The following is a 24002-nucleotide window of genomic DNA, read 5'->3' as shown; positions in this document are numbered from 1 at the left end:
CTATCCCTTCTGCGGCGCGAAGACGAAGAAGTCGCCGGCGAACAGCACGCCGTATCCGTCGGCGGTGAACTGCAGGGCCGAGCCGTCCCCCGGGCCGTCGGCGTCGTCGTCGAGGTTCTTGCCGAGGACCTTCCTGGTGGCCATGTCCACAGCTGTCAGTCCGAGGTCCGGACCGGCGTCGGCGAAGAGGGTCTTCGTGGTCGGCAGAGCCAGCGGCGTGATGTCCTGCTCGTCCTCCCCCTGCCGCCACAACTCCTTGCCGGTGATCACGTTCCAGGCGACCGCGCCGGCCCCCATCCGGGTGACGGCGGTGGAACCGTCCGCGGACAGGACGGTCTGCAACCGGTCCACGTTGCCCGTGTCCACCTGCGGACCCTCGGCGAGCAGGTGGCCGGTTTTGAGGTCGACCACCGTGAGCAGCGCGCCGTACGCGGAATCGGCCGGCAGGTCCCAGACGAGCAGGCCCTTGTCGGCGGTGAGGGGGTGCAGCTCCGGGGTGCTGTCCCGGTCGGCGGCGGCAGGGCCGCGGACGTCGTCGAGCGTCCACATCTCCTTGCCCGTACGGCGGTCGCCGACGACCAGCTTGCTGCCGCTGCCGTCCACGATGTCGTAGGTGCTGTGGACGTAGTAGCCGAAGCCGCTGCCGAGCGGATCCTGGTCCTCGTCCCGGTCGTGCGCCTGGACGGTGGCACCCCCGCCGATCGGCGCGTACGTGCTGGTGCCGGACCCCTCCTTCAGAAGCAGGTGGCCTGCTTCCGCGGTCAGATCGGTGTACTCCTCGCCGGTGTACGAGGAGCGGCCCAGCACCGCGCCGGAGGGCGCGTACACGGTGTACGTCGTCCTCACCGTCGCCTTCTTCAGCCCGTCGGCCGGGACTTCGTCGCCATCCACCACCAGGAGGGCCGGTGAGCCGTCCTTCCAACTGGTCACTTGGACGTACGCGGAGGCGCCGCCGGAGCGCTCGGTCGGCCATGCGCCGGGTGTGTCGGTGTCGACCGTGCGGCGCACCCGGCCCGTGTGCGCGTCGTACAGGCGGACGCGGTAGTGACGGTCGACCGTCTGGTTCGTGTCGTCGGTCTTGGACAGATCCTCGGTCAGGACGACGGCGTCACCGATCAGGCAGGTCTGTGGGTCGTAGTCCCCCGCGACATGGGCCGCGGCCTTGGCGACCGGGTCGCCCGGGCAGCCGTTGGCATGGCGTGCCGACACGCTCCAGACAGGTGTCCTGGCCAGTCCGGGCAGAGCGGCCCCCTTGTAGGCGGGCCCCGACTGCCGGGTGGCGGAGGCCGATGCCCCGGCGGTGGGACGGCCGCCCGCGTCGGCCTCCTTGCCGTCGCCTCCGCCGCAGCCCGTGAGAACACCCAGGGACAGCATCACACCTGCGGTGGCGACGAACTGACGCCTAGTCACTTACGCTCCCTTTTCCTTTCCATTGCCTTCGACCGGATCGGTGCCCTTGGGGATCGGCACGCGGTAGACACCGGTGATCGTGTCCTGGACGTCCCAGGTGCTGAACTCCACCGTCTTGCCGGGCCGCGGAGCGTGGAGGATCTTGTGGCCCTTGGGGTCCCAGACCAGACCGACGTGCCCGGAGCGGCCGTTGCCCTCGGGCCGGAAGAAGATCACGTCACCGGGCTGCGCCTCGGAGAGCGAGACCTTGTACTTGCTGAGGTACGGCTGCTGCTCGTACGTGGTCCCACCGATGTTGATCTTCCCACCACTGGCCATGTAGTACGCCCACTGCGTGAAGCTGGAGCAGTCGAAGCTGGTCGGGTTCTCGCCCTGCAGTCGCGGGGCCCCGTACACGTACGGCACACCGATCCCGCGCTGCGCCCAGCCGAGGACGGCCCGGATCACCGGGTCGTCGGCGTCGGGGATGACGCCGGAGGCGCCGGCGCCGTCGGGCGAAACGGACGAGCCTCCGTGCTGCTGGGCGCACTCCGCGTACTGTGCGTCCCTGCCGCCCTTGTCGGAGCCGGGGACGGTCCCGTAGTCGGGGTCGGCGGTGACCTTCCCCTTCATCCAGCCCTCGGGGTCGACCATGCCCGGTCCCTGGTCCTGACCGGCCACGAACGGGTTGTCGACACCGGGCAGGAGGACCTCCCAGTGCAGGTGCGGACCGGTGACGTTGCCGGTCGCACCGACCGTGCCGATCAGGTCGCCGCGCTTGACGCTCTGCCCGACGGACACCTTGATCGTCGTCTGGTGGCCGTACAGCGTCATCACGCCGCCCGCGTGCTGGATCTCCGTCATGTTGCCGTAGCTGCCACCGGGGCCCGCGTGGACCACCTTGCCGTCGGCAGGGGCGTAGATCGGGGTGCCCGCGGAGGCCACGAGGTCGAGACCGGTGTGGTAGCCGAGGCTCCACATGCTGCCGGCCTCGTGGTACCGGGTGCCCAGCGTGTAGGTGCCCTTCTTCATGGGCCACTGCCAGTCCTTGCCGGTGGCGGCCGGCTTGTCGGCGGGCATGGAGTACGCCGCCGGGGCCATCGCGGTGGTGACGCCGCTGTTGTCGCTCCCACCGCCGTCCAGCGGCGGGGTCGACCAGGAGCGGGGCGGTGAGGAGGCTATGGACAGCGCCGAGCCGGGCTGCGCGTCGTTGCCGACCGGTTCGGGGATGTCCGACTGCTTGCCGAGGGTCGGGAAGGAGGGGTTCTTGTCGATGGCCTCCTTCAGATGCGCGTACCAGCGCTTGATGAGGTCCTTGTCGCCGGTGAGCACACCGCGGTAGCGGGCGGCCTCGGTGAGGACGACCCGCGGGTAGATGGTGTTGGAGGCCGTGGAGCCCGAGTAGCCGAGGAGCGCCTTCCACGGCTGGGTCTCCGCGTGCAGGGCGTGCAGGTAGTTGGCGGCGCCCCAGGCGGCGTCGTCGATGTTGTACAGGTCCTTCTTGCCGTCGCCGTTGCCGTCGGCGCCGTACTGGTTCCAGGCGGGGTGGCCGAACTGCAGGATGCCCATGTAGCCCAGCGAGTTGGCGCCGCCCGGGGCCGCCGAGGGGTCCTGGCCGTACTTGGTCTCCTGGTACATCTGCCCGACGATGAGCGTCCAGTCGAGGCCGTCGTAGCGTGCGGCGGCGCGCATGGCCGCCAGGATCATCTTCGGCGGGATCTCGTTCCGGGCCGTCGCGCTCGGCATGTACATCTTGCCGGCCGGCATGATCGGGTTGGTGGCGGCGGCGTCGCCGGTGTTGCCGGCGTTCGCGCTGTCCGAATAATCCTCGCAGGAGGCCGCGGCCACTCCCGCCGACATGCCACCCAGCATGGCGCCCAGCAGGACCATGATGAGACCGCCGATTCCGGCGATCGGCAGGAAGCCGCCGCCGACGATCCACATCCACTTGCGGTTCTTCTTCTTGCCCCCATCGGGACCCTTGCCGCCCTGAGCCGCCTGCCTGGCCGCCTTCGCCGCCTTGGCGACCTTCGCGGCCCTGCTGGCGGCGGCCAGCACCGCCGGAGCAACCATGCCGACTCACGCCCCCGAATCGTCGGAGGCGCCCACGTCACCGAGGCCGAAGACGTCGAATCCCGAGACTAGCCACCGGCCGCTGACCTCCTTGACGGACACCAGCCACCGGTTGGACTCCGTGGTGGTCCTGCCGCCCGCGGTGCGCGTGGCGGTCACCTTGACCAGGCTGGAGATCGACCGGCCGCTGCCGCGCACCAGGTCGTCCGAGATGACAGCGTCGCGGACCACGACGGCGGTGCCCTTGGAGGAGCAGCGGTCGGCCAGGCAGGCCGCCCACGCCTTGCCCGTGGGCAGGGCGGTGAGCTGCTTCATCCGGATGTCGTCCGTGGTCAGACGCAGCAGCGGGGCGCTCCAGGTCGCCGTGTCACTGCTGTGGTCGTAGGTGTTGAGACCGGCCATGTACTGGGCCATGGCCTCGTGTGCCGAGGTGGCCTCGGCGGACGTCATGATCGGCTCGGCCGCGCCGCCCTTCGCGTCACCGGCGCCGGTGTCCGTCCCCGAGCCCGAACCGCCCTGGCCGGTCGTGGCGCTGGGCGCCGGAGAACCGCCGCTCTTGTCCTCTCCGTCGCTCCCGTCGAAGACGGTGAACACGGTGAGCACGGCGACCAAGAGAACACCGAGCACGGCCAGGGCCAGCAGCCCCGCGCGCTTGTTCTCCTCAGGCAACTCCACGTTCCCGCGCCTCCCTAGTGCGAGCCGGTACGGCGGGTGACCGGGACACGGTAGGGGGAGGTCGGCCGGCCGGGGCGGCGGGAATTCCCGGCGGGAAAGGGGACGGGAGTGCGCGGGAAAGGAGAGGAAAGCGAGGCCTTCAGCGGATGCCCGGGCCGGTCACTCCGGTCGCGCGTCCACCGGCAGCGGGTCGAACGGGTAGGCCGTGTGACCGTCCTTGGGCGAACAGGCCGCGAACGGGCCGTTGTCCGGGTCCATCAGGATCCGCAGATGCGGGTCGGCGTGGTGCAGCCACCACGTCGACATGCCGAGCGCCGGGTCCTGCCGCAGGTGTTCCCAGGCCAGCCACATCGCGGAGAGCCGGGCGCCGGCCTCCGGATGCTCCCACCACGTCGGGCACCAGGTGGTGGAGGTGCCGTTGACCCGACGGCGGATCATCTGGGCGAGATAGTCGGAGACGAAGGCGTAGACGTCCGCGAAGTAGAACTGCGGCTCTTCTTCGGTCGGTTCTGCGGCGGCGGTCATCGCTCCACTCCAGCGGACTGCTGCACGGGCATCGGGGTCGGCAGGGAGAGGGCCGCGGCCGGGTTGAGGACTCCGTGACCGGCGGCCGGACCACGCGGGGCCGCGGGCATGGCGACGGGGCGGACCGCGACGCCGGGCAGGAACTCGTTCACCGCGGCGGGCTGCGGTGCACTCGCCTTGGCGTTCAGTTCCTCGTAGGAGTCCGCGAGTTGGAGACGCCTCAGGGCGGCTTGATGGTCGTCGCGCAGCCGTTCCGGCACGTCGACGCCCCCGAGCTTGGCCGCGAACTCCTTCGGGGACTTCTCGGGGTCGAAGTCCTCCATGAGCACCTGCGCCCGCATCGCGTCGTCGGCGATCAACGCGTCGATCTCCGGCGGAAGATGCTCGTGCCGGGGCGCGGGCAGCGGAAACCTGATGTTGTCCTTGCCGACCTGTTCGTGGGCGAGCAGACGCGGGAGTTCGTCCTTGCCGAGCACGGAGAACGCGGCGATGTCGGTGGCGAAGGCGACGACCGGTCCCTGTGCGGCCTCGGCGTAACGCTGGGAGACGGTGGACCAGACCTCGGGCGCGAGGGCGTTCACCGCTTCCTCGTCGAGCCCGTAGTCCCGGACGAGGGCGTCCTTCACGTGTTCGTTCCAGAGCTGGTACGAGTCGAGCCGGCTCCCGGCCGGGGTGTCCTCCAGCACCTGGAAGCCCCGAGAGCTGCCGCACGCCTGTGCCAGGTAACGGTGCCCGATCGGCTCGGACGCCCCCTCAGGCTGTGACATGTACGACCAGAAGGCACGGACCTCACCGCGGTCCTCGCGGGTGACGGACCCGGTGCCCGCCACGTCCCGTACGAAGGACACCAGGTCCGGCACGTCGCGGCCTTGCGCATGCGCCTCCCGCCAGTCCGTGTAGATGCGCTGGGCCACCGATTCGCCCGCCTCCTGCGACTGCGGCTCCGCCTGGCGGTAGGCATGCTGCCGGGCCACGGCCTCGGTGATCTCCTCCCTGGTGGGAGGGGAGTCGAAGCTCACCCGGCGCCCCCGGTCACCGTGGCCGCGCGGGCCGTGAGGCAGATCATCGACCCGCCGGGCAGGTCCTGCGTCCAGGTGGGGAACGACACCGACTGGTCGAGGACGAGAACGGCCCCGTCCGTGCTCCTGGGTGCCCAGTAGGCCAGCCGGTACGGGCTGCGCTTGCTCAGCCGGGACTCCCGGTCCCTCCAGAACGCCGGCGTCGGCGGCTCCGGGAAGTCCTCGGCGTCCCAGGAGCCCGCCCACACGGGAGCGCCCAGCACGCTGACCGCCGCATCCAGGTACCCGGGCCACGCCTGGTCCGCGCTGCTCAGCACCGAGGCGTTCTCGGCCGCCTCGCCGGCCCGCACCTGCCAGGCGTCGTAGCGCACGCTGGAGACGGGACTCCAGTGACCGTTCGAGTAGAGCGTCAGCTCGCCCCCGCTGCGCCCCCGCACCACCAGCTGCCGGTCGAACGTCAGCGGCTCCCAGCCGTACCGCCCGCACCACTTCCGCAGCTCGTCCCCGCCCTGCGGCGGACCCGCCCACACGGAGGCCCAGTCGACCTCCCGCAGCACGGCCAGCTCGGTGGCGAGGTCTTGCGGAGTGCGTCCCGTCGTCTCCGTCAGCATGTGGTTTCTCCCGGTCGGTCGAGCGGACGGTCAGGTCAGGAAGATACCGAGGAGCAACAGCACCACCACGATCGCGCCCATCACGATCCGCGCCGTCGGATCCTCGCGTTCCCACAGGTCATGGACGACCGCCCAGCCGGTCAGCCTCGCGGCGCGGCCGCCGTGGAGACGGTCCCCCAGGCTCTGCTCCTCCTCGTCCTCCGTGTCCGCGGCGGGCGTCTCCGGGACGGGATCCGTGTCGATGCCGACCGGCAGCCCCTGCTGCTCCTGCGCCACCAGCACCATCTGTTCGAGGAGTTCGGGGATGGTGTGGGGGGTGAGGGGGTGGGCGAAGATGCCGTACGGCGTCTGCACGCACAGGCGGGCCTGCCAGGGATTGCCGGGCTCGTAGCCGTCCACCCAGGCGTGCTCGGCCGGGAAGATCTGCGGGACCTGCGCGGCCGGTGGGGTGTACTGGACCGTTGGCACCTGCTGCGGTGCGCCCCAGGCGCGCGGATCGGGCTGCTGCGGTTGCCCGCTGTCGTCGCTCAACTCTCGTCCTTCGCCAAGGTCCGTGTCGGTTCCAGGTGCGGGTACGTCGGCAGAGGTACCCCGCGCATTGTGGGCCGGGGCCGTTCCCTACACCGAAGCCCTCTCCCGACATGTCCCCGACAGTTTTCCCGATCGGTTTCCCCGGGACGGCCCATCGGGAATTCCCCGACTCCCACCGGGAAAAGCGACCACGGTCCAGGCACGGGTCTTTGCCACACTGCCAGCGCACCTGGCCGGGCCAGGGCCCGTCGTGCGGTGCGGTTGCCGACCCGCCCAGGCGGACGGGAAACCGACTCGCTGGAGTAACCGACTCGATGACAGACCACAACGGGCAGCCCGGGTCCTTCGGTCCTCCACAGCAGCCACAACAGCCGCAGCACCAGGCGTGGCCGGCACAGGGAGGACAGCAGGCCCAGGGCCAGTCCACCACCCCGCAGCCGTCTCACCCCCAGCCCCAGCAGCTGCCCTCCGACGCGGCCCGGGCGCAGGTCGCCGCGGCCTGGGTTCGCAACTCGCCCCAGGCGGGGCGGGCCGCCGTCCCCGCCCTGCCGCCGCGTGAGACGCGTCCGCAGGGCGAGTCGAAGAAGGAGAAGCGCGAGCGGGAGCGGGCGGCGCGCAAGGCCGCCTACGAGCAGAAGAAGGCGGCGAAGGAACAGCGCAAGAAGGGCGGCCCGGCGAAGCCGGCCCCCGCCCAGGCGACCGCCGCCCACGCTCCGGCGATCACCGCCGCTCACGCTCCCGCGGCCGCCGCAGCGGCGCCTTCCGCCGGCCCCGAAGCCGCCGGTTCCTTCGCGTCCGCGCCCGCCGCCAAGGCGAGCGCAGCGACCGCGTCCCGCCCTTCCCGCGACTTCGACGTCCCCCGGCCCGGCGGCCGCATCAGCGGCGGAGGACGCCGCACACACGTCGCGCTGCGCGCCACCCTCCTCATCACCACGTGTGTCTTCGCACTGGGCTCGTGCGGGGTGATGGGCCTGGTGATCGGCAAGTCGTCGGGGGCCTCCACGGCCGGTCTCGACGCCGCCGACGCGGCCAAGTACCGGCTCACCGACTTCCCGACCCAGCAGGCGGCGTCCTTCGCGGAGCAGTACGCCCTGCTGTGCATGACGTTCTCCCCCGCCAAGGCCGACGAGAGGCGCAAGAACCTCGCCCGGTACGCCTCTGCCGGTGTTGACCCCGACTGCGGCTGGAACGGCCAGGGGATCCAGACCGCCGTCTCCGCCACCTGGGACGGCACGGCCGAGCAGCTTCCCGAGTACGGCGACAACGGCCGCTACATCGGCGTGCAGGTCCGCACGAGGGACGGCCAGCTCACCACGCTCACCGTGCCCGTCTACGTGAAGGACCTCAAGACCGGCGAGGGCATGCGCGTGGCGGGTGACGTCGGCGAGATGCCGATGCCGGTCCGTGCGGACGTCCCGCAGATCAGCAAGAAGGACGAGGTGGTGGACGACAACCTCTCGACGCAGCTCCAGCAGCAGGTGCTGCCGGGCTACTTCGAGGCCTGGGGCAAGTCCGACTCCACCGCCATGGCCCGGTTCACGGCGCCCGGCGCCACGACCTTCGCCACCTCCGGCCTGGACGGACGGCTGAGCGCACCGAAGCTCGACACGGTGGAGGCGCTGGTCCCCAAGGGCCTTCAGGGCAACGGCCCGTACACCTACAAGGCCGGCCAGACCGTAGAGGTACAGGCGGTTGTCGAGTGGAGTGACGGCCTGTCCCGGACCGTGCGCCGCGCGTACCGGTTGACGGTGGTGAACACCGCGCAGGGCTGGTTCATCCAGGACATCCGCGGCGGCGCGCTGGACGAAGAGGGCGGCCGGGCCGACGACGAGCAGACCAGCTCGCCCGACGAGGAGACGCCCGGCACCCAAGCCAGCGGCAGCCCCTCGCCGTCCTCGCCGTCCTCGTCTCCCAGCGCGACCACGCAGTCCTCCAAGGGCAAGCGGCCCACGAAGTCCTGACCCACGGCCGGCCCCTCGGCCGCCACCTCAGCACACCGAACGTCACCTGAGAGGAACCACCATGTACCTGGCCGCCAATGACGACATGACCGGGATGTTCAACCGGATCGAGGACATCCTCCGCAACGCCGGCACCATGGTCGCCGTCATCGCCCTTCTCGTCCTCGGCATCCGCATGCTCCTGTCGATGAAGCGCGGTGACGGCATGCGCGAGGCCTTCCAGGGCTTCGGCATGATCGCGCTCGCCGCCCTGATCATCGGTGGCGCCACCGGCCTCGCCTCCCTCCTCATCGGTCTCGGCAGCGACATCGGCAACGGCAACTGATCGGTGCCGAGCGCCGTAAGCGGAAGGGAGGTGCGCAGCGTTGACGCAGGAACCACCTGAGCCACTGGTCGCCTACGACCACACGGACCTGGTGAAGCGCCCGAAGCGGATCTGGAACTGGGGCAACATCCCGCTCCCGGGTCTGCTGCTGCCCGCGCTGGGCGCGGCCTTCGGCTTCGGCCTGGTGTGGCTCATCACGCTGTTCACGGTGTCGGCCTTCCTGCCCTTCCTGGGGCTGTCGATGTGGACGTCGATCATCTACTTCGGTCCGCCGTTCGCCGTCTACTTCATCTGGGGCCGGCCGCTGCCTTCGGCGCTCACCCTGAGCCAGCAACTGGTGGTGTGGGCCGATTACTGGTTCCAGCCGAAGCGGTTGCAGGGGCTCGCCGCCGACCGTGAACCGGAGGAGCTGCACTGGCAGGTCATCCTCTGGACCCCGGGTTCGCCCCGCTGGCAGGCGCGGTACGACACCGCGCGCCAGGCCGCCGCCGAACGTGGCACCGCGTTCTCGGCACGCCGCTGACCCGATCGCCGGCCTCCCACTGTCCTACGTCAACTACCGCAGGGTGACTCCTCCATGTTCATGCTGATCCTTCTGGGCGCGGCGGCAGCCTTCTTCGTGGTCGCCATGATCATGGCCGCGTCGTCGAGCAACAAGAAGCAGGGCCAGGGCGGCGGCCAGACACGGTCGTCCGCGTCCCGTTCCAAGGGCTCCGGCTCGTCGTCCGCCCGCAGCGAGGACCTCCGGCTGCCCTACCGCTATGCCGACGACATGATCTTCGTGCACGGCGACTCGGTGTGGACCGGCCTCGTGCTGCCCACCGCCATCGACGAGTACCTCAACGCCGCCGAGCTGCAGGCCATGGCCGAGGGCCCGCCCCGCGGTCTGCTCAACCTCGCCCGCGGCGACCGCAACGTCGAGTGCCACTACCGCAAGGTGTACCAGCCGATCACCGCGCTGAGCTGGGCGGAGGAGCTGAACGCCGTCGCCTGGGAGCCCACGGAGAACTACAAGGCCTACAACCTGCGCAAGGCGGAGTACCAGGAGCGCATCGGCGCCAAACGGGAGCGCAACATCCTCCTGGTGAAGCTGGGCTCCCTGAAGCGCAGCAGCGGCGGTACGGGGGTCCTGTCCCAGGACGACGAGCCCTACGACGAGCCCGGACTGCTCCAGGGCGTACGCGGCACGGCCGACCAGGCCGCCTCCGTCGCGACCGGAGTCGCGGACGAGCGGCTGTCCCCCTCCGTCCTCGCGGAGTGGACGCAGACCGCGGTGGAGGTGCACGAGAGCCTGGAAGGCCTCAAGGGCACCCCGCTCACCCGCGAGGAACTCGTCTGGCTGATCCGCAAGCCGCTGCACGGCGACCTGCCCGTGCCGCCGGAGCCGATCCTGGGCTCGCGCGCCTGGGGCCCGGACCAGTTCGACCTGGTCGTCGACTTCTCCGGTGAGAACCGTAAGACGCACATCGTGCTGCACCAGTACGACGAGGTCACGGGCGAACAGCAGACCAGCTACACCACCACGCTGGTGGCCGCCAACTGGCCGGCCGAGACCCGCTTCCGCCAGTCGACCGCGTGGGCCCGCTACGCCTCCCAGCACGTGGAGTTCCCGGTCGAGATCGACATGCGGTTCACGCTCATCCCGTACTCGAAGTTCAAGGACCGCGCCGACAAGATCCGCGGCAACCTCGTGGACGAGATGAACGACATGGCCAACTCCGGCCGCACGCCGGACACCAAGCTGGCCAGCCAGGTCACCCGCGCCCAGGAGCTCGTCGATGACATCGAGGAGCACAAGATGCCGGGTATGGAGGCGCAGATCCGCTTCACGATCTCGGCCCCCGACGTCAAGGAGCTGGAGCGCCGCCGCCGCGTTCTGGAGATGCAGTTCAAGCAGGACCTGAAGGTCACGCTGCTGCGCCCGACCCGTCAGCAGTGGCGTCTGCTGCAGTCCCAGCTGCCCGGTGACGCGCCCAAGCTGCCGATCGCCCCCTACCTGCGGCTGCAGGAGGTCGAGCAGCTCGGCGCCGGCCTGCCCACGGCGGGCACCGAACTGGGTGACAACCCCGAGACCCGCTCCGGCAAGCGCCTGGGCTGGGTCGGCAACCTGGTCGGCTGGGCGGGCAAGATGCCGGTCCACTACTCACTGCACGTCGGTCCGGCCCGCAACGACGGCGGTGGCCTCGCCATCGTCGGCGCGTCCGGCGGTGGCAAGTCCTCGCTCGCGCTGCAGAAGTTCTACGAGGAGTCGGAGTCGGGCGTCCGCTGCCTGGTCATCGACCCCAAGACCGACTTCGCCCAGATGTGCTACTACCTGGCCTTCGGCGCCCAGGTGAACGACCCGGCGTTTCCGGCCGACGCGGAGGCCGGCGTCCTCGGCACTCCGCAGAGCGCGTTCCAGCCGGTCAACCCGGAGTTCTGGGCGGAGACGGAGGTCGTCGACCTCCTCAAGGGCCAGGCGGGCGTACTGGATCCGTGGGTGATCGCCCGCGATGTGCCCGCGGGCCGGCTCCTCGCCGAGTCGATGCTGCGCGGCTTCCTCGGAGACGAGGACTACCAGCGCGTACGGCTGCCCGTCATCGAGGGGATGGCGACGGTCATCGGCCGCTACAACTCCGCGATACGCCAGGCGGTGGAACAGGGCTACTCGGCCCGCGAGGCCGAGCAGCAGGTGCCCCGGCCGACGCTGTGGCAGGTGGTCGACGAGGTCGTCGCGGCCTACGACCACGCCGTCGCGACGGGTGACAGGGAGGCGACGAAGGACCTGAAGCTCGCCCAGATGCTCCTCACCGAGCTGCGCACCCTGCCGTACGCCCGCCTGTCGTTCGCGGAACGCCCGCAGCCCCTGTCCAGCATGCGCAAGCGGCGTACGGTCATCACCATGCGCGGCTTCCAGTCGCCGGCGGCGTCCGACCCGCGCAACTGGAACCCGGCGGAACGCCTGGCGGCGACGGCCCTGATGGCGGTCGTGGAACTGGGCAGCCAGATGCTGGACGTCGGCTACGAGAAGAACCCGGTCACCGGCCAGGTCGGCCTGCGCCCCAAGGCCCTCTTCGTCGACGAGGCGTACGTCGTCACGGCGACGGAGTCGGGCCGGGACCTGATGCGCCGGGCCCTGAAGCAGGGCCGTTCCTACCTGGCCGTGACCGTCCTGATCACCCAGCAGGCCATCGACCTGGTCCAGATCGAGGACTCCGAGGCCCGCAGCGGTGGCGCCAACCAGATCCACACGGTGTTCGCGTTCAAGCAGAAGTCGGCCCAGGAAGCCTCCCTGGTCGCCCCGCTCCTCGGCCGCCCCGAGGACGACCCGAAGGTCATCGCCGCCCTGCAGGAACTCCGCACCGGTGTCTGCCTCCAGCGCGACGCCGACAAGCGGGTCGGTACGGTCGCCGTAGACCTGGTGTTCAAGGAGATCCTCGCCGCGACGGACACCAACGGCACGACCCGCCCGACCCGGCAGGGCATCAATCCGCCGGTCAGCGTCTGGGACTGGACGTTCCTGCAGGAGGCGGAGGAGGACCCGGCGCAGCCCACTGCCGTGGCGGCGGAATCGACAGCCGTATGACCCCCACGACCCGAAACCCCCGGACAGACCTGCGGGTCCTGAACTGCTGCCCCGATCTCAAGGTCCCCAGCGGCCACAGCGTGCAGCCCGCACGCATCGACGGCTGCGTCCTGACCGACCACGTCCCCCAGTAAGGCAGAAGGACATCATCATGCGACTCAAGCGAGCCCTGGCCGTGGGCGCCCTCCTGGTCTTGTCGACGTCCGTGGCCGCGTGCGGCGACGACAACAAGGACAGCGGTGGTGTGGCCGCCGGGGCCGGCAACAGCGACGGTGAAGGCAAGTCGACCGGCGGCGCCGCCGACGGCGGACTGCCCTCGGCCTCCAGCGTCGCCGACATCTCCGACATCCTCAATCAGCACGGCTCCTGCCTGGACCTGCAGTCGGGCGACAAGTACGACGCGGGAAGCTTCAGCGGCACCGACCCGGCCTGGGACATCCCCGACGAGCGTCCGGCGGCAGTCTGGGGCGTCAAGGACCGTTACGTCTGCAGGGACAACTACTCCGACTCCACCACGATGGCCCTGGTGGACATGAAGAAGTTCCAGGCCGCTTACAAAACCAGCGGCCTCACCAGGGGCGTCCTGGTCGGCAAGAACTTCCTGGTGGTGCCCGGTGGCGCCGAAACGGCCCACGATCTGCAGGCGTCCGGCCTCAAGTACTTCACATGCGATCCGAAGTTCCAGATGCCCAGCGGCTACAAGAAGGAGCCCGCGCTCGTGGACGGGTGCGTCGTGACCAACTACTTCTCCCGCTTCTGATCCGTCCGAAGGACATCGCATGCTGACCCACCCCCTGCGCAAGGCAGTCATCAGTACCGGTGTCGCCGCGCGCGCCGTTTTGTTCGTGGTGCTCGGCGTGATCGCGCTGTCTCTCTCCACCCCGCAGTCCGCCAATGCCATGTTCGGCACGAGCGCCTGCGACTGGGTGGACCAGAGCATCAACCAGAGGGCGGACGTGCCGGGCGCCGGCGGAGAGAACATCTTCCCCGCGGTGAAGCAGTGGGACAGCTCGCACGGTCTGATCTCCGGGGCCGAACCGATGCCCAAGACCCCCGCGGACTACACGCTCTACGAGATCGACGGCATGCGGGGTCTCAACTGGGCTGCCACGCAGCAGAGCCAGGATGAGGCAAGGGACGGCCGAGACGGCGACCACGCCGACGACTGCAGCATCCAGAACGCGATCAGCAACACCATCGCGCAGGCGATCTTCGACATCAGCAAGTTCGTCAGCCGGGCCGCGATCAGCCTCAAGGAGATCGCGTCCAACCCGAGCCCGCTCTCCGCGCTCTACGAGCACACCGTCGAGGGACACGACAGCGTCGTCGACCGCCTGAACAACAGGGTGTTCAAGGTGGCCGTCCCCACCATGATCCTGCTCACCGGTCTGTGGGTGTTCGGCAAATGGCGCAAGGGCGACATGCGCGAGGTCTGGTCGGGCGTGGGGTGGGCCGCCTTCGTCGTGATCGCGGTGTCCGCCTTCCTGGTCGACAACAACTACACGACGGTGGTCCAGAAGGCCGACTCCGGAATCGCGCAGGGCAACGCCGCACTGGCCGAGGCGGTACTGAGCAGTGCGACGGGCGACATCAGTCCCCCCTGCGCCCTGCCGAGCGGCGTGCCACGGCGCGGCATGCGTATATCCACTTGCGCCATGTACGACACCCTGGCCTTCCGCCCCTGGGCCATAGGCCAGTTCGGCGACAAGGGCAAGACGCCCATCCCATGGAAAGACGGCGACAACCACGTCAAATGTGATCTCGCAAAGACTTATTGCAACGATTTGCGTGTCCGGCAGGTCTCCGTTCAGTCGCTGAACAACTTCGAGCTGTATCCCGACGGGAGTAAAAAGCAAGTCACAGACAAGGTCATGAAGGACAAGGAGCATGATTACGGATGGGTGCGTAACTACGTCGCCGAGAATGAGCCCCCCGACGTCTACGAGATGTGGAGCGGCGACAAGCCCGGCGCACGCATCAGCATGGGCGTCTACGCCCTGGTCGCCTCTCTGATCGTCGGCATCATGGTGATGGTGCTCAGCGCCCTCACGCTGCTGTGGCACGCGGTCACGCTGATCATGGTGATCCTGCTGCCCCTGATCGCGACCATCGCGATCCACCCGACCCAGCAGAAGCTGCTCAGGGGCTGGTGGCAGACCTTCGTCCACAGCTTCGTGCTGCGCGCCGGCTTCGGCGTGATCCTCACCATCCTGCTTCTCTTCTACCAGCTGATCCTCCCGCTCCCGGAGCCGCTGGGCGTACAGCTGCTGATGCTCCTCCTGGTCACGATCGCCGTGGTCGTGCTGCTCAAGAACCTGCTGTCCGGGAAGTTCACCCCGCAGGTGGCGGGAGCGGACGACGCGCTGGGCATCGGCGCGGCGGCCGCGGCGAGCAGCGGGAACCTTGCCGACAAGACAGGCGCTGTGCTGAAGCCCAAGGAAGGCTCGGCCGGGCGGGTTGCCGGGCGCATGGCCGGCGGCGCGGCCCGGATCGTGGACAGGCGACTCCTTCGCGGAAAGCTGCAGAAGAGCGGCGTCCTCGACGTGGGCGAGCGCAATCAGCGCAAAGCCGCCTACCAGGGCACCCGGCTCACCAACAAGAACTACAAGGACACCTTCGGCAAGAAGGCGAAGACGCAGCAGGAGCAGCCCGAAGAGGAGGGCAGGACTCCCACTCAGCCCGCTCCCCGCCGCACCGGCCGGGTCAGCGCGGCCTCCCAGGGCCAGTGGAGCAGCGACCCCTCGACGGCGGTGCCGACGGAGCAGCAGCACCAGCCCCGCCCCGCCGGCCAGACACCGCCGCCCGCACGGCAGCACATGGCGCCGCATCAGCCCGTGCCGCAGCAGCCGTCCGTACCACGGCCGTCCGCACCGCCCACGCCGCGCACCCCCGCACCCGAGCCCCCGGCCGCCCCGCGTCCACCGGCGCCCACCCCTCCGAGGGACCCGCGCGGCCCCAACGGCCGCGTGTAGCCCCACCCCGTACCCGCCAGCCCCGCCAGCACCGAGGAGTCGCTCCATGCCCGTCCTGACCGCCTCACGCACCCCAGCCCAGCTGCTGGCGGAGCTGGAGCGGCTCGTCGAGGTGGACTGGTCCACGGTGTGGGCGGGAGTGCCGGAGGGAGCGGACCAGCGCACCTCCTGGTGCGCGGCACTCGGCTGGCAGCCGCTGTGGTTCCAGGCGGGTCTGTGGGTGCGCACGGCGGGCGGCACCCGCCTTCACGTGGCCGCCTCTGCTCCCGGCCGTGCCGTGACCCGGGTCGAGCACACGATGTGGGCGGCGCGGGCTCGCGACGTCGTCGAGAACGATCGCGTGACCCGGCTGGCCCTGGGCAGCTTCACAGCCCACCTCGCCGCCCTGCGGGGTGTCATGGGCGAGCCCATCGGGAACGGCATCCAGGAGGACCCGGACTTCCCGGAATCCCCCGGCTCCGGCCCCGAGCGACGCGAGGAGCAGCCCAATCCGCACCGCACCGCGGTCTGGCGCTTCCGCACACCCGGCGCACCGGTCTTCGAACTGAGGTCGGACCTCGGACTGGGTTCGCAGACGGCTCCCGTTCCGGCTGATGCGAGGATCGCTCTGATATGCCACAGCCCTCGGGAACAGCCCATGCCCGGACCGGACCGGCACGCCTGAGGGACGAGAGAAGAAATCGGGAGCAGACATGCCCACGTTGCTGATCGACGAGTCACCGCAGCGGTTGGCCACCGAGCTGACCGGCCTGGAGCACGTGGACTGGCCCGCGGTCTGGGCCGGTCCGCCCGTCCCCGGCCAGGCCCTGGACGACTGGTGCGCCCTGTTCGGCTGGAAGCCCCTGCCCGAGGACCGGGTCCTGGCCGTACGCACCTCGACCGACGGCCGACTGACCCTCACACCGGTCGTCGGAGGCGGTTGGAGCCCAGTCCAGTCCCTCGGCTGGACGACCTGGCAGGTACGGGCGGACAGCCCCGAGGAGAACGAGCAGGTGCTCGACATCGCCGCCGGTGCCTGGCCGGCGTATGAGACGGCAGCCGAGGAGGTGCTCGGCAAACCGAGCTTCTCCGGCGCATGGGACGCACCAGACTTCCCCGATTCCGGCAACCCTCCCCACTGGCTCCCGTCCCGCGAGCGGCGCCTTCGGACCCGCAACCCGTACCGGATCGCGATCTGGCGGAGCGCTGACCCCGAAGGACCGGTCGTTGTCCTGAAGGCGTTCAGTGGCGGCGTCTCCTCGACGGGCGTGGGCCGACGCGGCGTCATGATCAGCCTGAACTGCTACCCCCAGGAGCTGGAGTGAGCGACGGGACAACCGCCGAGACAGCCACGGAGCGTGCGCTGGATCGGCAGCGTGAGGCCGGCGCTGCGCTGTCCGAGGAGGAGGTGGAACACGCCGCCGACATGCTCCTCGCGGGGGCCGAGAAGGCGGGAAGCCTCGAGAAGTACCTCCTCGACTACATCAGCGAGCTCGACGTCAGCCCGCCGCACCCGGGCATGAAGTCGGCCTTCTGGTCCCACGGCATTCCGCACCCGTCCCTGCCGCCGGACAAGGTGCTGAGCAATCAGTACATAGCCGAAATCTGGTCCGAGGACGAGAACGCGGTCGAATCGGGCTCAGCACGCTACCTGGAGGGCACACCGGGCGGACAGCTCCTGGACAAGCTCCATCTCTGGCGTCCGGAAGTCCGGGAGATCCTGCAGCTTGATGAGGCCAGCGGGAACGCCCTGGCCCGGAAGGCCTGGGCCGCGCTGTCCGAGAAGTACGCCCAGAGCGTGGACGGCGAGGTCATCGCGTTCACCGCGACCATGGCACCGTGGAGCGTCGCGTACGAGACGGAGATGCCCCAGCTGCGCCGGGGCACAGGCCCCGAGAACATCCACTTCGCCTACGACCTCCCGGAGGACGTCCTGAAGGGACTCCCCCCGGAGACGCACCAGCTGCTGTCCGACGAGGCGATCCGCTCGCACCTGCACTTCTTCGCCCCGGACCCGGACAACCCGCCGACACAGAAGTACTGGACCGCCGGCTACCTGGATCTGGACAACCTCCGGTCCCTTCCCACCGTAGAGGCCCAGCGCGCCGCCGTTTTGGAAGTGTGTGCGCGTGTGGCGCAGTTGGACGGACGGGACTCCGCCGCAGAGCAGTTCACCGAGGAAGTTCTCAGCCTGCGCGCGCAGCAGGAGGCGACCGCCCCTGCCATGGAGGAACAGCAACCCGCGGCAGTCGGTACCGAACAGACACCACCTACCAAGGCCCTCGTCAGCGGTTTCCACGGGGTCGACTGGATGCCAGGTGTCGCCGTGCAGGCACGCCAGGTCGTCGTCCCGGCCGGACATTCCGGACCCGTCGAGCCCGCCCAGGCTTCCCCCGCCCCGGCCAAAGCCCCCAGCACCGGGATCGGAGAGTGAGCCGTATGAGTCCTGAGCATCCCCTCCGTCGCCTACTGCGGCAGGACAAGAACGACTCCTGGGCGGTACGCCTCCTGCCCCGCGTCGTCATCGGGGTGGCCGTCGTATACACGCTCGTCGTCATCGCGTCGCAGAGCGTCTCGTCCTTTGTGGCACTCGTGGCTCTCGCACTGCTGGGCGGACTCGTCTGGCTGCTGCGCCGCCGTGCCCAGCTGCTGATGGCGCTCGCCTCCACGGTGGTCACCCTGGCGCTCACCGGCTACTGGGCGACCGCCGCCGACATCGCCCGAGGCGCGAAGGCGACCCCGCTCACCGGCCAGGCCGTCTTCGGCTACTGGGCGCTCGCCGGCATGGCCCTGCTCGGTGCCTGGATGGTGAAGGAACACCCCGGGCGGCGCGGTGTGACCGTGGTGGTCGCGGATGTGATCCTCGTCATTGCCTCGGTCATCGGGATGTTCACGCCCGAGGCCGGCATCCCGATCGGTTTCCTCGGCGTGCTCGGGGTGCTCGCGTTTCGCGGCAGCACGGCGAAGAAGCTGCTCACGCGGCTGCGCCGGGTGCCGACCACGGCCACTTCCGGCGGCAAGCCCACGAAGAATCCGAATAGTTGAGGCTGCTGTGAACGTTTCGTCGCGTCACTGTCTCAACTCTGTACGCGGTTTGCGGGTGCGTTGCACCCCTTTTGCAACGTGTTTTAGAGTCCCCCACGCTCAGAGAAAAACACGGGGGACTTCACACATGCGCTCGCCGCGTTCTACAACGCTGCCCGCGATGCCCGCGCCACGTGCGCACGAGCAGCATCGGGGGCCGTACATACCTGACGCGGCACTGCCCTGCCGCCGCCGCCCCGACGTCTTCCAGCACCCACTGCTGGAGAGGCCGCCGGAGACCGCCGAAGCCTCCGGTGGTCCACCCGAACAGCGCCGTCAGCAGCTCGTTCTGCTGCGCACCGCCCGTGACCTGTGCGCCTCCTGCCCGTTGTGGGCGGAATGCCTCCAGGACGCCGTCGCCTACGCCGACCCGTACGGGTACGCGGCGGCGACCACCCTCGGCGACCGCCGCCGGCTGCGCCGCGCGCTCGGCATCGGCGACGCCTCGGGCGATCTGCCGGCCCGGGTCGCGGACGGCGCCGACGATCAGTCCCGACGGCTCGCACGGCTTCGCTCGCGCACTGCCGAAACGATCCGTCGGCCTTCCGAGCACGGGCTGCCCACCCTGGACCAGATCCTCGACGCCTTCGACCTCCTCCAGGACGAACCACCGCACGCCCAGGGGCCGGGGCTCTTCCCGAACGGCCCGGCACAGCCGGCCCACGGAGCCGCACGACCGACAAGATCAGCACACGAACCCGGGAGGGCCGGGCACACGGAAAGCGGGAACGAGGACATGGCAGCGGCGGGGGCCGGGCAGCGGATCGCCTTCTCCTACGAGGATCCCGCCCAGGCTGTACGACAGACACTGCTCGGCCCTCTGGTGCGCTCCACGCTGCCCGCGCTGGCCAGCCTGGAGCAGTTCCTCGCGATGCTGGCGTGCCTGCCCGGCAGCGAGGTCCGCCCGGAGGCCCTCGGCGAGGTCCGGGCCGTGCACGCTGCCGTGGCCTCCCTCGTCCCCGAGGCCGACGACGGCGACTCCGCCCCCGTGGCGTTCCTGCTCAGCGGATCCGTCTCGGTGGAACTCGCCACCAAGGACCCCGTGGCCGCGCTGCGCCGGGACGTCCTCGGCCCGCTGCTGCGGGAACTGGCCGACGGTCTCGGCAACATCGAGAAGGTCGCGACGATGCTGGCCGCCACGACCGACGCCGACGAGGACCGGCTGACGACGATACGCACGGCCCTGCACAAGCTGCGCGCCCACCTGCCCCACCCGGCTCCCGACGGCCCCACCACCCACGGGACGGGCACGGCCGCCACGCCGGAGCCGCGCCGCCGCCCGGCCACCGCGCCCAGCATCCGTGCCGCCGTGGAGCGCGCCGTGGAGGCGTTCCCCGGCCCGTTCTCCGCCCGCGACATACGGCGCGCGCTGCCGCCCGGCGTCTACGGCGACCCGTCGAAGACCATCAGCAACGTCCTGTCCACGCTGGTCAAGGCGGGCCGGCTGCAACGGCTCTCGCGTGGCACATACCAGCGGGCCGAGCGGGACGGCTCCGCCGGCCCGGACGCACCGAGGATCGCCTGAGCCACCTGCACCCACCGACGGCACTCTCCGAGGATCCGATGACCGAACCCACGCCCCACCACCCCGCCCCGGGCACCGAGACCGACGCCCAGGTCCACGTCTTCTCCCCCAACGCCGGCCTGATCGACGGCGTCCCGGTCACCGCGCCGCCCTACGGCGACATCCAGGAGGTCATCCTCTCGATCCTCCAGCAGCGTGCCCAGCAACTGGGCGGGCCCACTCCGGCGACGATCAACGACAAGCGGTACGGGGGTGTCATCCGGCTGCTGGTGCATCCGGACGGGGTGACGGAACAGGTGGGGTGAGTCACTGCGCATCACGCGGAAGGCTGACCTCGTCGATGTCGTCCAGGACGGCCTGGGCATCCGTGACGTTCATCTCAAGGAGGTCGCGGGCGAACTTGCCCGGGTCACGCTGGTAACAGGCCCGCCCCCTTTCGGACGTGAAGGCCTCGGCAGGCACGGCGTCCTGGCCCGGCGGAATGAACTTGAGGATCTCTTCGAACGCCGCAACGCTGTAAGCGACCGCGCCACGCAGTTTGTGGTGCTCGGACTCAGGAGTATTGAGAAGCCGGACACCGGCCGATTCGGAGATCCGGAAGGCCACTTCGGCGAATTCGCCGGGATCGATGATCTGTGAGGGTTCCGGGCCACCGAACGCGGGCGGAGGCGGCGGAATCTCCTCGGCCATACGGAAGACGAAGCGGCGGTTCTCACCACACTTCCGGCACACGCCCTCGTAGACCGCCACGAGATCGTTGCCGTGCTGCTCCAGACGGTGTCGGCGTTCGAAGTCGCCGGAACCGCATGCACAGGGATGCAGGTCCATGTACAGGTGTGCTTCGGACGAGGAGCGCGCTGTCAACATGGCATGATCCTAAGGTCTGTTCGACGATTTCATACGCGAACATACGGGGGAGGGACATCACGTGAGTGACACGGCCACCGAGGCCCTGCGCACCCATCAGGCAACGTTGATCGCCACGGCCGAACGCGAATTGGACGCCGTGGCCTCTGTCGTCCTCGGGGACCGGTTCGCGTCCCTACGGAAGGCGCAAACACGGGACCAGCGCGAATACTTCGTTCTGGAGGACGCCCAGGGCGGTGAGGCGAGCCTGTGGCTGGACGCCGTTCCCATGGAGACGGGCGCGCTCGCCCGCACGGTGACGAACACGACCTCGGACCAGTACGTCGTGCATGTCTCCGATCGTCTGCCCGGTGAATATCTGCCCCGCGTCCTCGCACATGAGGTGGGTGAACTCATCGCTGTGCGCGATCGGTCCAGCCAGGGTCTGGCACCGGTTCGCGAAAGCCTTCTGCATCCGGAAGCAGATATCAGCAGCCATGTGGAGCTGTCGAGCCAAGACCATGGACGCATCGGTGAGCTGAACTGGCTTGCCACCCGTTTCTCAGACACGGGACTTTCGGAACCGCTGCGAGCCGAGGCACGTGCCGACTTCTCGGCGCTTGTGGATGAGTGCGGCCTGCGGCCGTTAGCCGCCATGGACGAGGCGGAGACATACAGGGCACAACTCAGGGCAGCGAACAGACGACGCTATGCGTCCAAGCCGTTTCTCAGCAAAGACTCACAACGTCTCGTCAAGGCGCTCGCCCGCCCCATAGAACAGCTGGACCCCGCCGATGCCACCGCCCTCCAGGCGAGCCGCGACGCCGCCCTGCGGGCCCAGCGGCAGGTCGAGGCCTTTGTCGGGCGGCGGGACGTGAGCATGCCGATGCCGGGGTACGACCAGAACGGACTGCCGCTGCCGCGTGACGGGTTGGAGTCGGTGGCCGAGCAGTGGGCGGCCTACCGTGCCCAGGTCAGCGAGGGCACCGTGCGCGGCCTGGAGGGGCAGCTGGCCGCCGGGCAGCTGCCGCGGCGCCGGGTGGTGATCGGCGGCGGAGCCAGCCTCGCCGGGCGCGACCCGGACGCGTTGCTGGTGGACGGGGTGGGCCGCTGGCATCTCGACCCCGGTGAGGGCATCGTGCAGTCGGCCGACCAGGACCGGGATCTCGCCCAATGGATGGGCGTCGATCCGTACGGGACGGTCGACGACCCTCGCCGGCGCGTGCCCATCGAGGCCGTACGGATCTGGGAGGACCACCTCGCCACCCAGGGCGACGTGGTCAACGGCCACGCCCGGCTGCGGCTCGGGCCGGACGGCGAACTGTTCGCCGAGGTAAGGCCGTTCGACCAGGACGGCACGGAGCGGGCGACGCCGCTGTGCGTGGCGTGTGACGGTGTGCCGAGCATCGCGACCGGTCTGACGCCCGAGGTGGTACCGGGGATGCCCCGGCGTGACGGCCCGGTGGAGAGCCGCAGCGAGGCCGTACGGCTGATCGGCGATCGGCTTCGGGAACTGGAGGGCCGGCAGGTCGCCGGTGCGCGGGAGATGCGCGACTTGCTCGTGCAGGCGGAGCGCGGGGGCGCGGACGCCCGTACCGTGCTGGGCGCTCTGGAGGACTCCCCGTGGAAGGAGACGCTCAAGGCCGGCCTGGACGGAACGGACGCCACCCGCATCGACAACTGCTTCACCGCCCTGGCCGCGACCAGGGAGTGGGAGGCGGCCCGTGAGGCGGCACCGGGGCGGGCTCTCCTCGGTGACGAGGTCGCCGAGAGCCGCTTCGACCCGCACGCCGCCCAGCACTGGATCGTCGCCGGTTCCGGCGGCACCGGGGTGGCCAACGCGGAGATCATTCTGCTGCAGAACCCCGAGGCCCGGGTCACCATCGTCGGCTCCGACCCGCCGCTGGCCCTGACACACCAGGTGCAGTACCCGAAGATGCTGGAGGACTACGGCGAGAAGGGCGACGGGCGGCTCACCTTCCGCCGCTGCGAGGTCGGCGCGATCGAGACCTACCAGGACGAGAACGGCCGTACCTGCTTCCGTGTGCCCTACGAGGAAACCGACAAGGCGGGCAACACGCACCGGGGAACGGTCGAGGCCGACGGCTACATCACCAGCCTCGGCCGTACCAATCCCCTGCCTCCCGCCCTGCAGGAGCTGGCCGGCGAGGTGCGCGACCGGGGCGGGCAGATCTCCGGTGACCTGCTGTTCGACCGGGACGACCAGTACATCGGCTACGGGCTCACCTTCTCCGTCGAGGGGCGCGAGCACCGCGTCGACGTGGACGGGGCCGCGTCCTGGCAGCTGCCACGCGAGGTGTTCCCGCCGGAGTCGGGCATCCAGCGGCAGCTGAACGCCATGGGTGCGCGGGGGCTGCCCGCCGAGACCGGCAACGCCGCCCCGGGGTTCGCGCCCATCGCCCGGCAGAGCGCCCTGCGCGCCCGCGCGGTCGCGGCGGCACAGGAGGGCGACGCCGCCGCCGTGCAGCGTCGGTCGACCGTCCCGGAGCGCTGGAGGCGCCCGGAGGCGGGCACGGAGACCGCCCGTCCGGCCGGGGGCCCGGAAAACCCACCGCCCTCCCCCGAGCGGGCCACCGGCGCGGACCGGGACCCGAGGCCCGCCGCCCGGCCGACGCAGGCACCGGACCTGACGGACCGGAACCCCGCCACCCGCCAGCCCCCTCAGACCCCGGACGTGGCGGAGCAGGGCCCGAAGGCCCCCACCCCCCGGCCGTCACCAGCCGCGAAAGTCCCCGGCTCGGACCTGTGGCTGCGCGGGGTCCCGACCGACCGCCCGGGCCGGTCCGCCGCTCCGGCTCAGCAGCCCCAGCAGCTCCCGCCGGACCACCAGCGGCCCGGGCCCGGGGTCGGCATGGGGGACTGACGAACCGGCCGCGGACACGCGCGAGGGGCCCGGAGAAT

Annotated in this window: 22 protein-coding genes; 14 read left to right on the top strand and 8 right to left on the bottom strand. The window is 70.2% G+C overall.

All coding sequences use genetic code 11. The features are described 5' to 3' along the window. The 7 genes from IE244_RS23855 to IE244_RS23825 form a co-directional block, all read right to left on the bottom strand. A complete protein-coding gene (locus IE244_RS23855) occupies positions 1-1410 on the bottom strand; it encodes a hypothetical protein (protein WP_229854303.1) in 1410 nt (469 codons plus the stop codon). Further along, positions 1411-3462 carry a peptidoglycan DD-metalloendopeptidase family protein gene (locus IE244_RS23850; RefSeq protein WP_191875621.1) on the bottom strand — a complete coding sequence of 684 codons (2052 nt, stop codon included), beginning with the start codon at positions 3460-3462 and terminating at the stop codon, positions 1411-1413. A 6-nt stretch (positions 3463-3468) separates the two neighbouring features. Further along, complete coding sequence (locus IE244_RS23845) at positions 3469-4137, bottom strand: hypothetical protein (RefSeq protein ID WP_191875620.1); 669 nt, start codon at positions 4135-4137, stop codon at positions 3469-3471. A 159-nt stretch (positions 4138-4296) separates the two neighbouring features. After that, positions 4297-4662, bottom strand: a complete 366-nt coding sequence (locus tag IE244_RS23840) for a DUF4913 domain-containing protein (RefSeq protein WP_191875619.1) — start codon at positions 4660-4662, stop codon at positions 4297-4299. Then, the gene (locus IE244_RS23835; protein WP_191875618.1) at positions 4659-5681 is read right to left on the bottom strand and encodes a hypothetical protein; all 1023 of its coding nucleotides are present in this window, start codon (positions 5679-5681) and stop codon (positions 4659-4661) included. The genes IE244_RS23840 and IE244_RS23835 overlap by 4 nt, the downstream gene beginning before the upstream one ends. Further along, positions 5678-6292 (bottom strand): hypothetical protein, encoded by a 615-nt coding sequence (locus IE244_RS23830; RefSeq protein WP_191875617.1) that lies wholly within the window; start codon positions 6290-6292, stop codon positions 5678-5680. Before IE244_RS23830 ends, IE244_RS23835 begins: the two co-directional genes overlap by 4 nt. A gap of 30 nt (positions 6293-6322) precedes the next feature. After that, positions 6323-6823 carry a hypothetical protein gene (locus IE244_RS23825; protein WP_191875616.1) on the bottom strand — a complete coding sequence of 167 codons (501 nt, stop codon included), beginning with the start codon at positions 6821-6823 and terminating at the stop codon, positions 6323-6325. Positions 6824-7137: 314 nt separating this feature from the next. On the opposite strand from IE244_RS23825, the gene IE244_RS23820 reads away from it, so the two are divergent. The 13 genes from IE244_RS23820 to IE244_RS23760 all read left to right on the top strand — a co-directional run bounded on the left by IE244_RS23820 (position 7138) and on the right by IE244_RS23760 (position 20539). Next, entirely contained in the window at positions 7138-8784 is a 1647-nt protein-coding gene (locus IE244_RS23820; protein WP_191875615.1) for a conjugal transfer protein, read from the top strand. Between the two features lie 61 nt (positions 8785-8845). Next, positions 8846-9109: a TrbC/VirB2 family protein gene (locus IE244_RS23815; protein WP_191875614.1), complete on the top strand. Its 264-nt coding sequence runs from the start codon at positions 8846-8848 to the stop codon at positions 9107-9109. 40 nt (positions 9110-9149) lie between these two features. Beyond that, positions 9150-9632: a hypothetical protein gene (locus IE244_RS23810; protein ID WP_191875613.1), complete on the top strand. Its 483-nt coding sequence runs from the start codon at positions 9150-9152 to the stop codon at positions 9630-9632. A 54-nt stretch (positions 9633-9686) separates the two neighbouring features. Next, on the top strand, positions 9687-12674 hold the full coding sequence (locus tag IE244_RS23805) for an ATP-binding protein (protein WP_191875612.1): 2988 nt from the start codon (positions 9687-9689) through the stop codon (positions 12672-12674). After that, positions 12671-12808: a hypothetical protein gene (locus IE244_RS23800; protein WP_191875611.1), complete on the top strand. Its 138-nt coding sequence runs from the start codon at positions 12671-12673 to the stop codon at positions 12806-12808. The genes IE244_RS23805 and IE244_RS23800 overlap by 4 nt, the downstream gene beginning before the upstream one ends. Positions 12809-12825: 17 nt before the next feature. After that, on the top strand, positions 12826-13434 hold the full coding sequence (locus IE244_RS23795) for a hypothetical protein (protein ID WP_191875610.1): 609 nt from the start codon (positions 12826-12828) through the stop codon (positions 13432-13434). A 19-nt stretch (positions 13435-13453) separates the two neighbouring features. Next, entirely contained in the window at positions 13454-15646 is a 2193-nt protein-coding gene (locus IE244_RS23790; RefSeq protein WP_191875609.1) for a hypothetical protein, read from the top strand. 46 nt (positions 15647-15692) lie between these two features. After that, a complete protein-coding gene (locus IE244_RS23785) occupies positions 15693-16310 on the top strand; it encodes a hypothetical protein (protein ID WP_191875608.1) in 618 nt (205 codons plus the stop codon). A gap of 28 nt (positions 16311-16338) precedes the next feature. Further along, on the top strand, positions 16339-16950 hold the full coding sequence (locus IE244_RS23780; RefSeq protein ID WP_191875607.1) for a hypothetical protein: 612 nt from the start codon (positions 16339-16341) through the stop codon (positions 16948-16950). Continuing rightward, entirely contained in the window at positions 16947-18059 is a 1113-nt protein-coding gene (locus IE244_RS23775; RefSeq protein ID WP_191875606.1) for a hypothetical protein, read from the top strand. The genes IE244_RS23780 and IE244_RS23775 overlap by 4 nt, the downstream gene beginning before the upstream one ends. Before the next feature lie 5 nt (positions 18060-18064). Continuing rightward, positions 18065-18670, top strand: coding sequence for a hypothetical protein (locus tag IE244_RS23770; RefSeq protein ID WP_191875605.1), 606 nt, complete (start codon positions 18065-18067; stop codon positions 18668-18670). A 160-nt stretch (positions 18671-18830) separates the two neighbouring features. Further along, complete coding sequence (locus IE244_RS23765) at positions 18831-20234, top strand: WhiB family transcriptional regulator (protein ID WP_191875604.1); 1404 nt, start codon at positions 18831-18833, stop codon at positions 20232-20234. A gap of 38 nt (positions 20235-20272) precedes the next feature. Continuing rightward, the gene (locus IE244_RS23760) at positions 20273-20539 is read left to right on the top strand and encodes a hypothetical protein (protein ID WP_191875603.1); all 267 of its coding nucleotides are present in this window, start codon (positions 20273-20275) and stop codon (positions 20537-20539) included. Position 20540: 1 nt separating this feature from the next. On the opposite strand, the gene IE244_RS23755 is transcribed toward IE244_RS23760, so the two are convergent. Further along, on the bottom strand, positions 20541-21101 hold the full coding sequence (locus IE244_RS23755) for a hypothetical protein (protein WP_191875602.1): 561 nt from the start codon (positions 21099-21101) through the stop codon (positions 20541-20543). 61 nt (positions 21102-21162) lie between these two features. Here IE244_RS23755 and IE244_RS23750 point away from each other — a divergent pair, with 61 nt between their 5' ends. Beyond that, the gene (locus IE244_RS23750; RefSeq protein WP_191875601.1) at positions 21163-23964 is read left to right on the top strand and encodes a hypothetical protein; all 2802 of its coding nucleotides are present in this window, start codon (positions 21163-21165) and stop codon (positions 23962-23964) included. The last annotated feature ends 38 nt before the right edge of the window (positions 23965-24002 follow it).

This window comes from Streptomyces filipinensis, from assembly GCF_014649495.1.
In the GTDB taxonomy this organism is placed as follows: Bacteria; Actinomycetota; Actinomycetes; order Streptomycetales; family Streptomycetaceae; genus Streptomyces; species Streptomyces filipinensis.
The sequence above is the reverse complement of the archived record's forward strand: the minus strand, read 5'-3'. Positions and strand labels throughout refer to the sequence as shown.

Excerpts from the sequence above, each read along its gene's own strand:
- IE244_RS23850 (WP_191875621.1), bottom strand. The coding sequence starts at position 3,462 with ATGGTTGCTCCGGCGGTGCTGGCCGCCGCCAGCAGGGCCGCGAAGGTC.
- IE244_RS23840 (WP_191875619.1), bottom strand. The coding sequence starts at position 4,662 with ATGACCGCCGCCGCAGAACCGACCGAAGAAGAGCCGCAGTTCTACTTC.
- IE244_RS23830 (WP_191875617.1), bottom strand. The coding sequence starts at position 6,292 with ATGCTGACGGAGACGACGGGACGCACTCCGCAAGACCTCGCCACCGAG.
- IE244_RS23820 (WP_191875615.1), top strand. The coding sequence starts at position 7,138 with ATGACAGACCACAACGGGCAGCCCGGGTCCTTCGGTCCTCCACAGCAG.
- IE244_RS23815 (WP_191875614.1), top strand. The coding sequence starts at position 8,846 with ATGTACCTGGCCGCCAATGACGACATGACCGGGATGTTCAACCGGATC.
- IE244_RS23805 (WP_191875612.1), top strand. The coding sequence starts at position 9,687 with ATGTTCATGCTGATCCTTCTGGGCGCGGCGGCAGCCTTCTTCGTGGTC.
- IE244_RS23800 (WP_191875611.1), top strand. The coding sequence starts at position 12,671 with ATGACCCCCACGACCCGAAACCCCCGGACAGACCTGCGGGTCCTGAAC.
- IE244_RS23795 (WP_191875610.1), top strand. The coding sequence starts at position 12,826 with ATGCGACTCAAGCGAGCCCTGGCCGTGGGCGCCCTCCTGGTCTTGTCG.
- IE244_RS23790 (WP_191875609.1), top strand. The coding sequence starts at position 13,454 with ATGCTGACCCACCCCCTGCGCAAGGCAGTCATCAGTACCGGTGTCGCC.
- IE244_RS23785 (WP_191875608.1), top strand. The coding sequence starts at position 15,693 with ATGCCCGTCCTGACCGCCTCACGCACCCCAGCCCAGCTGCTGGCGGAG.
- IE244_RS23780 (WP_191875607.1), top strand. The coding sequence starts at position 16,339 with ATGCCCACGTTGCTGATCGACGAGTCACCGCAGCGGTTGGCCACCGAG.
- IE244_RS23770 (WP_191875605.1), top strand. The coding sequence starts at position 18,065 with ATGAGTCCTGAGCATCCCCTCCGTCGCCTACTGCGGCAGGACAAGAAC.
- IE244_RS23765 (WP_191875604.1), top strand. The coding sequence starts at position 18,831 with ATGCCCGCGCCACGTGCGCACGAGCAGCATCGGGGGCCGTACATACCT.
- IE244_RS23760 (WP_191875603.1), top strand. The coding sequence starts at position 20,273 with ATGACCGAACCCACGCCCCACCACCCCGCCCCGGGCACCGAGACCGAC.
- IE244_RS23755 (WP_191875602.1), bottom strand. The coding sequence starts at position 21,101 with ATGTTGACAGCGCGCTCCTCGTCCGAAGCACACCTGTACATGGACCTG.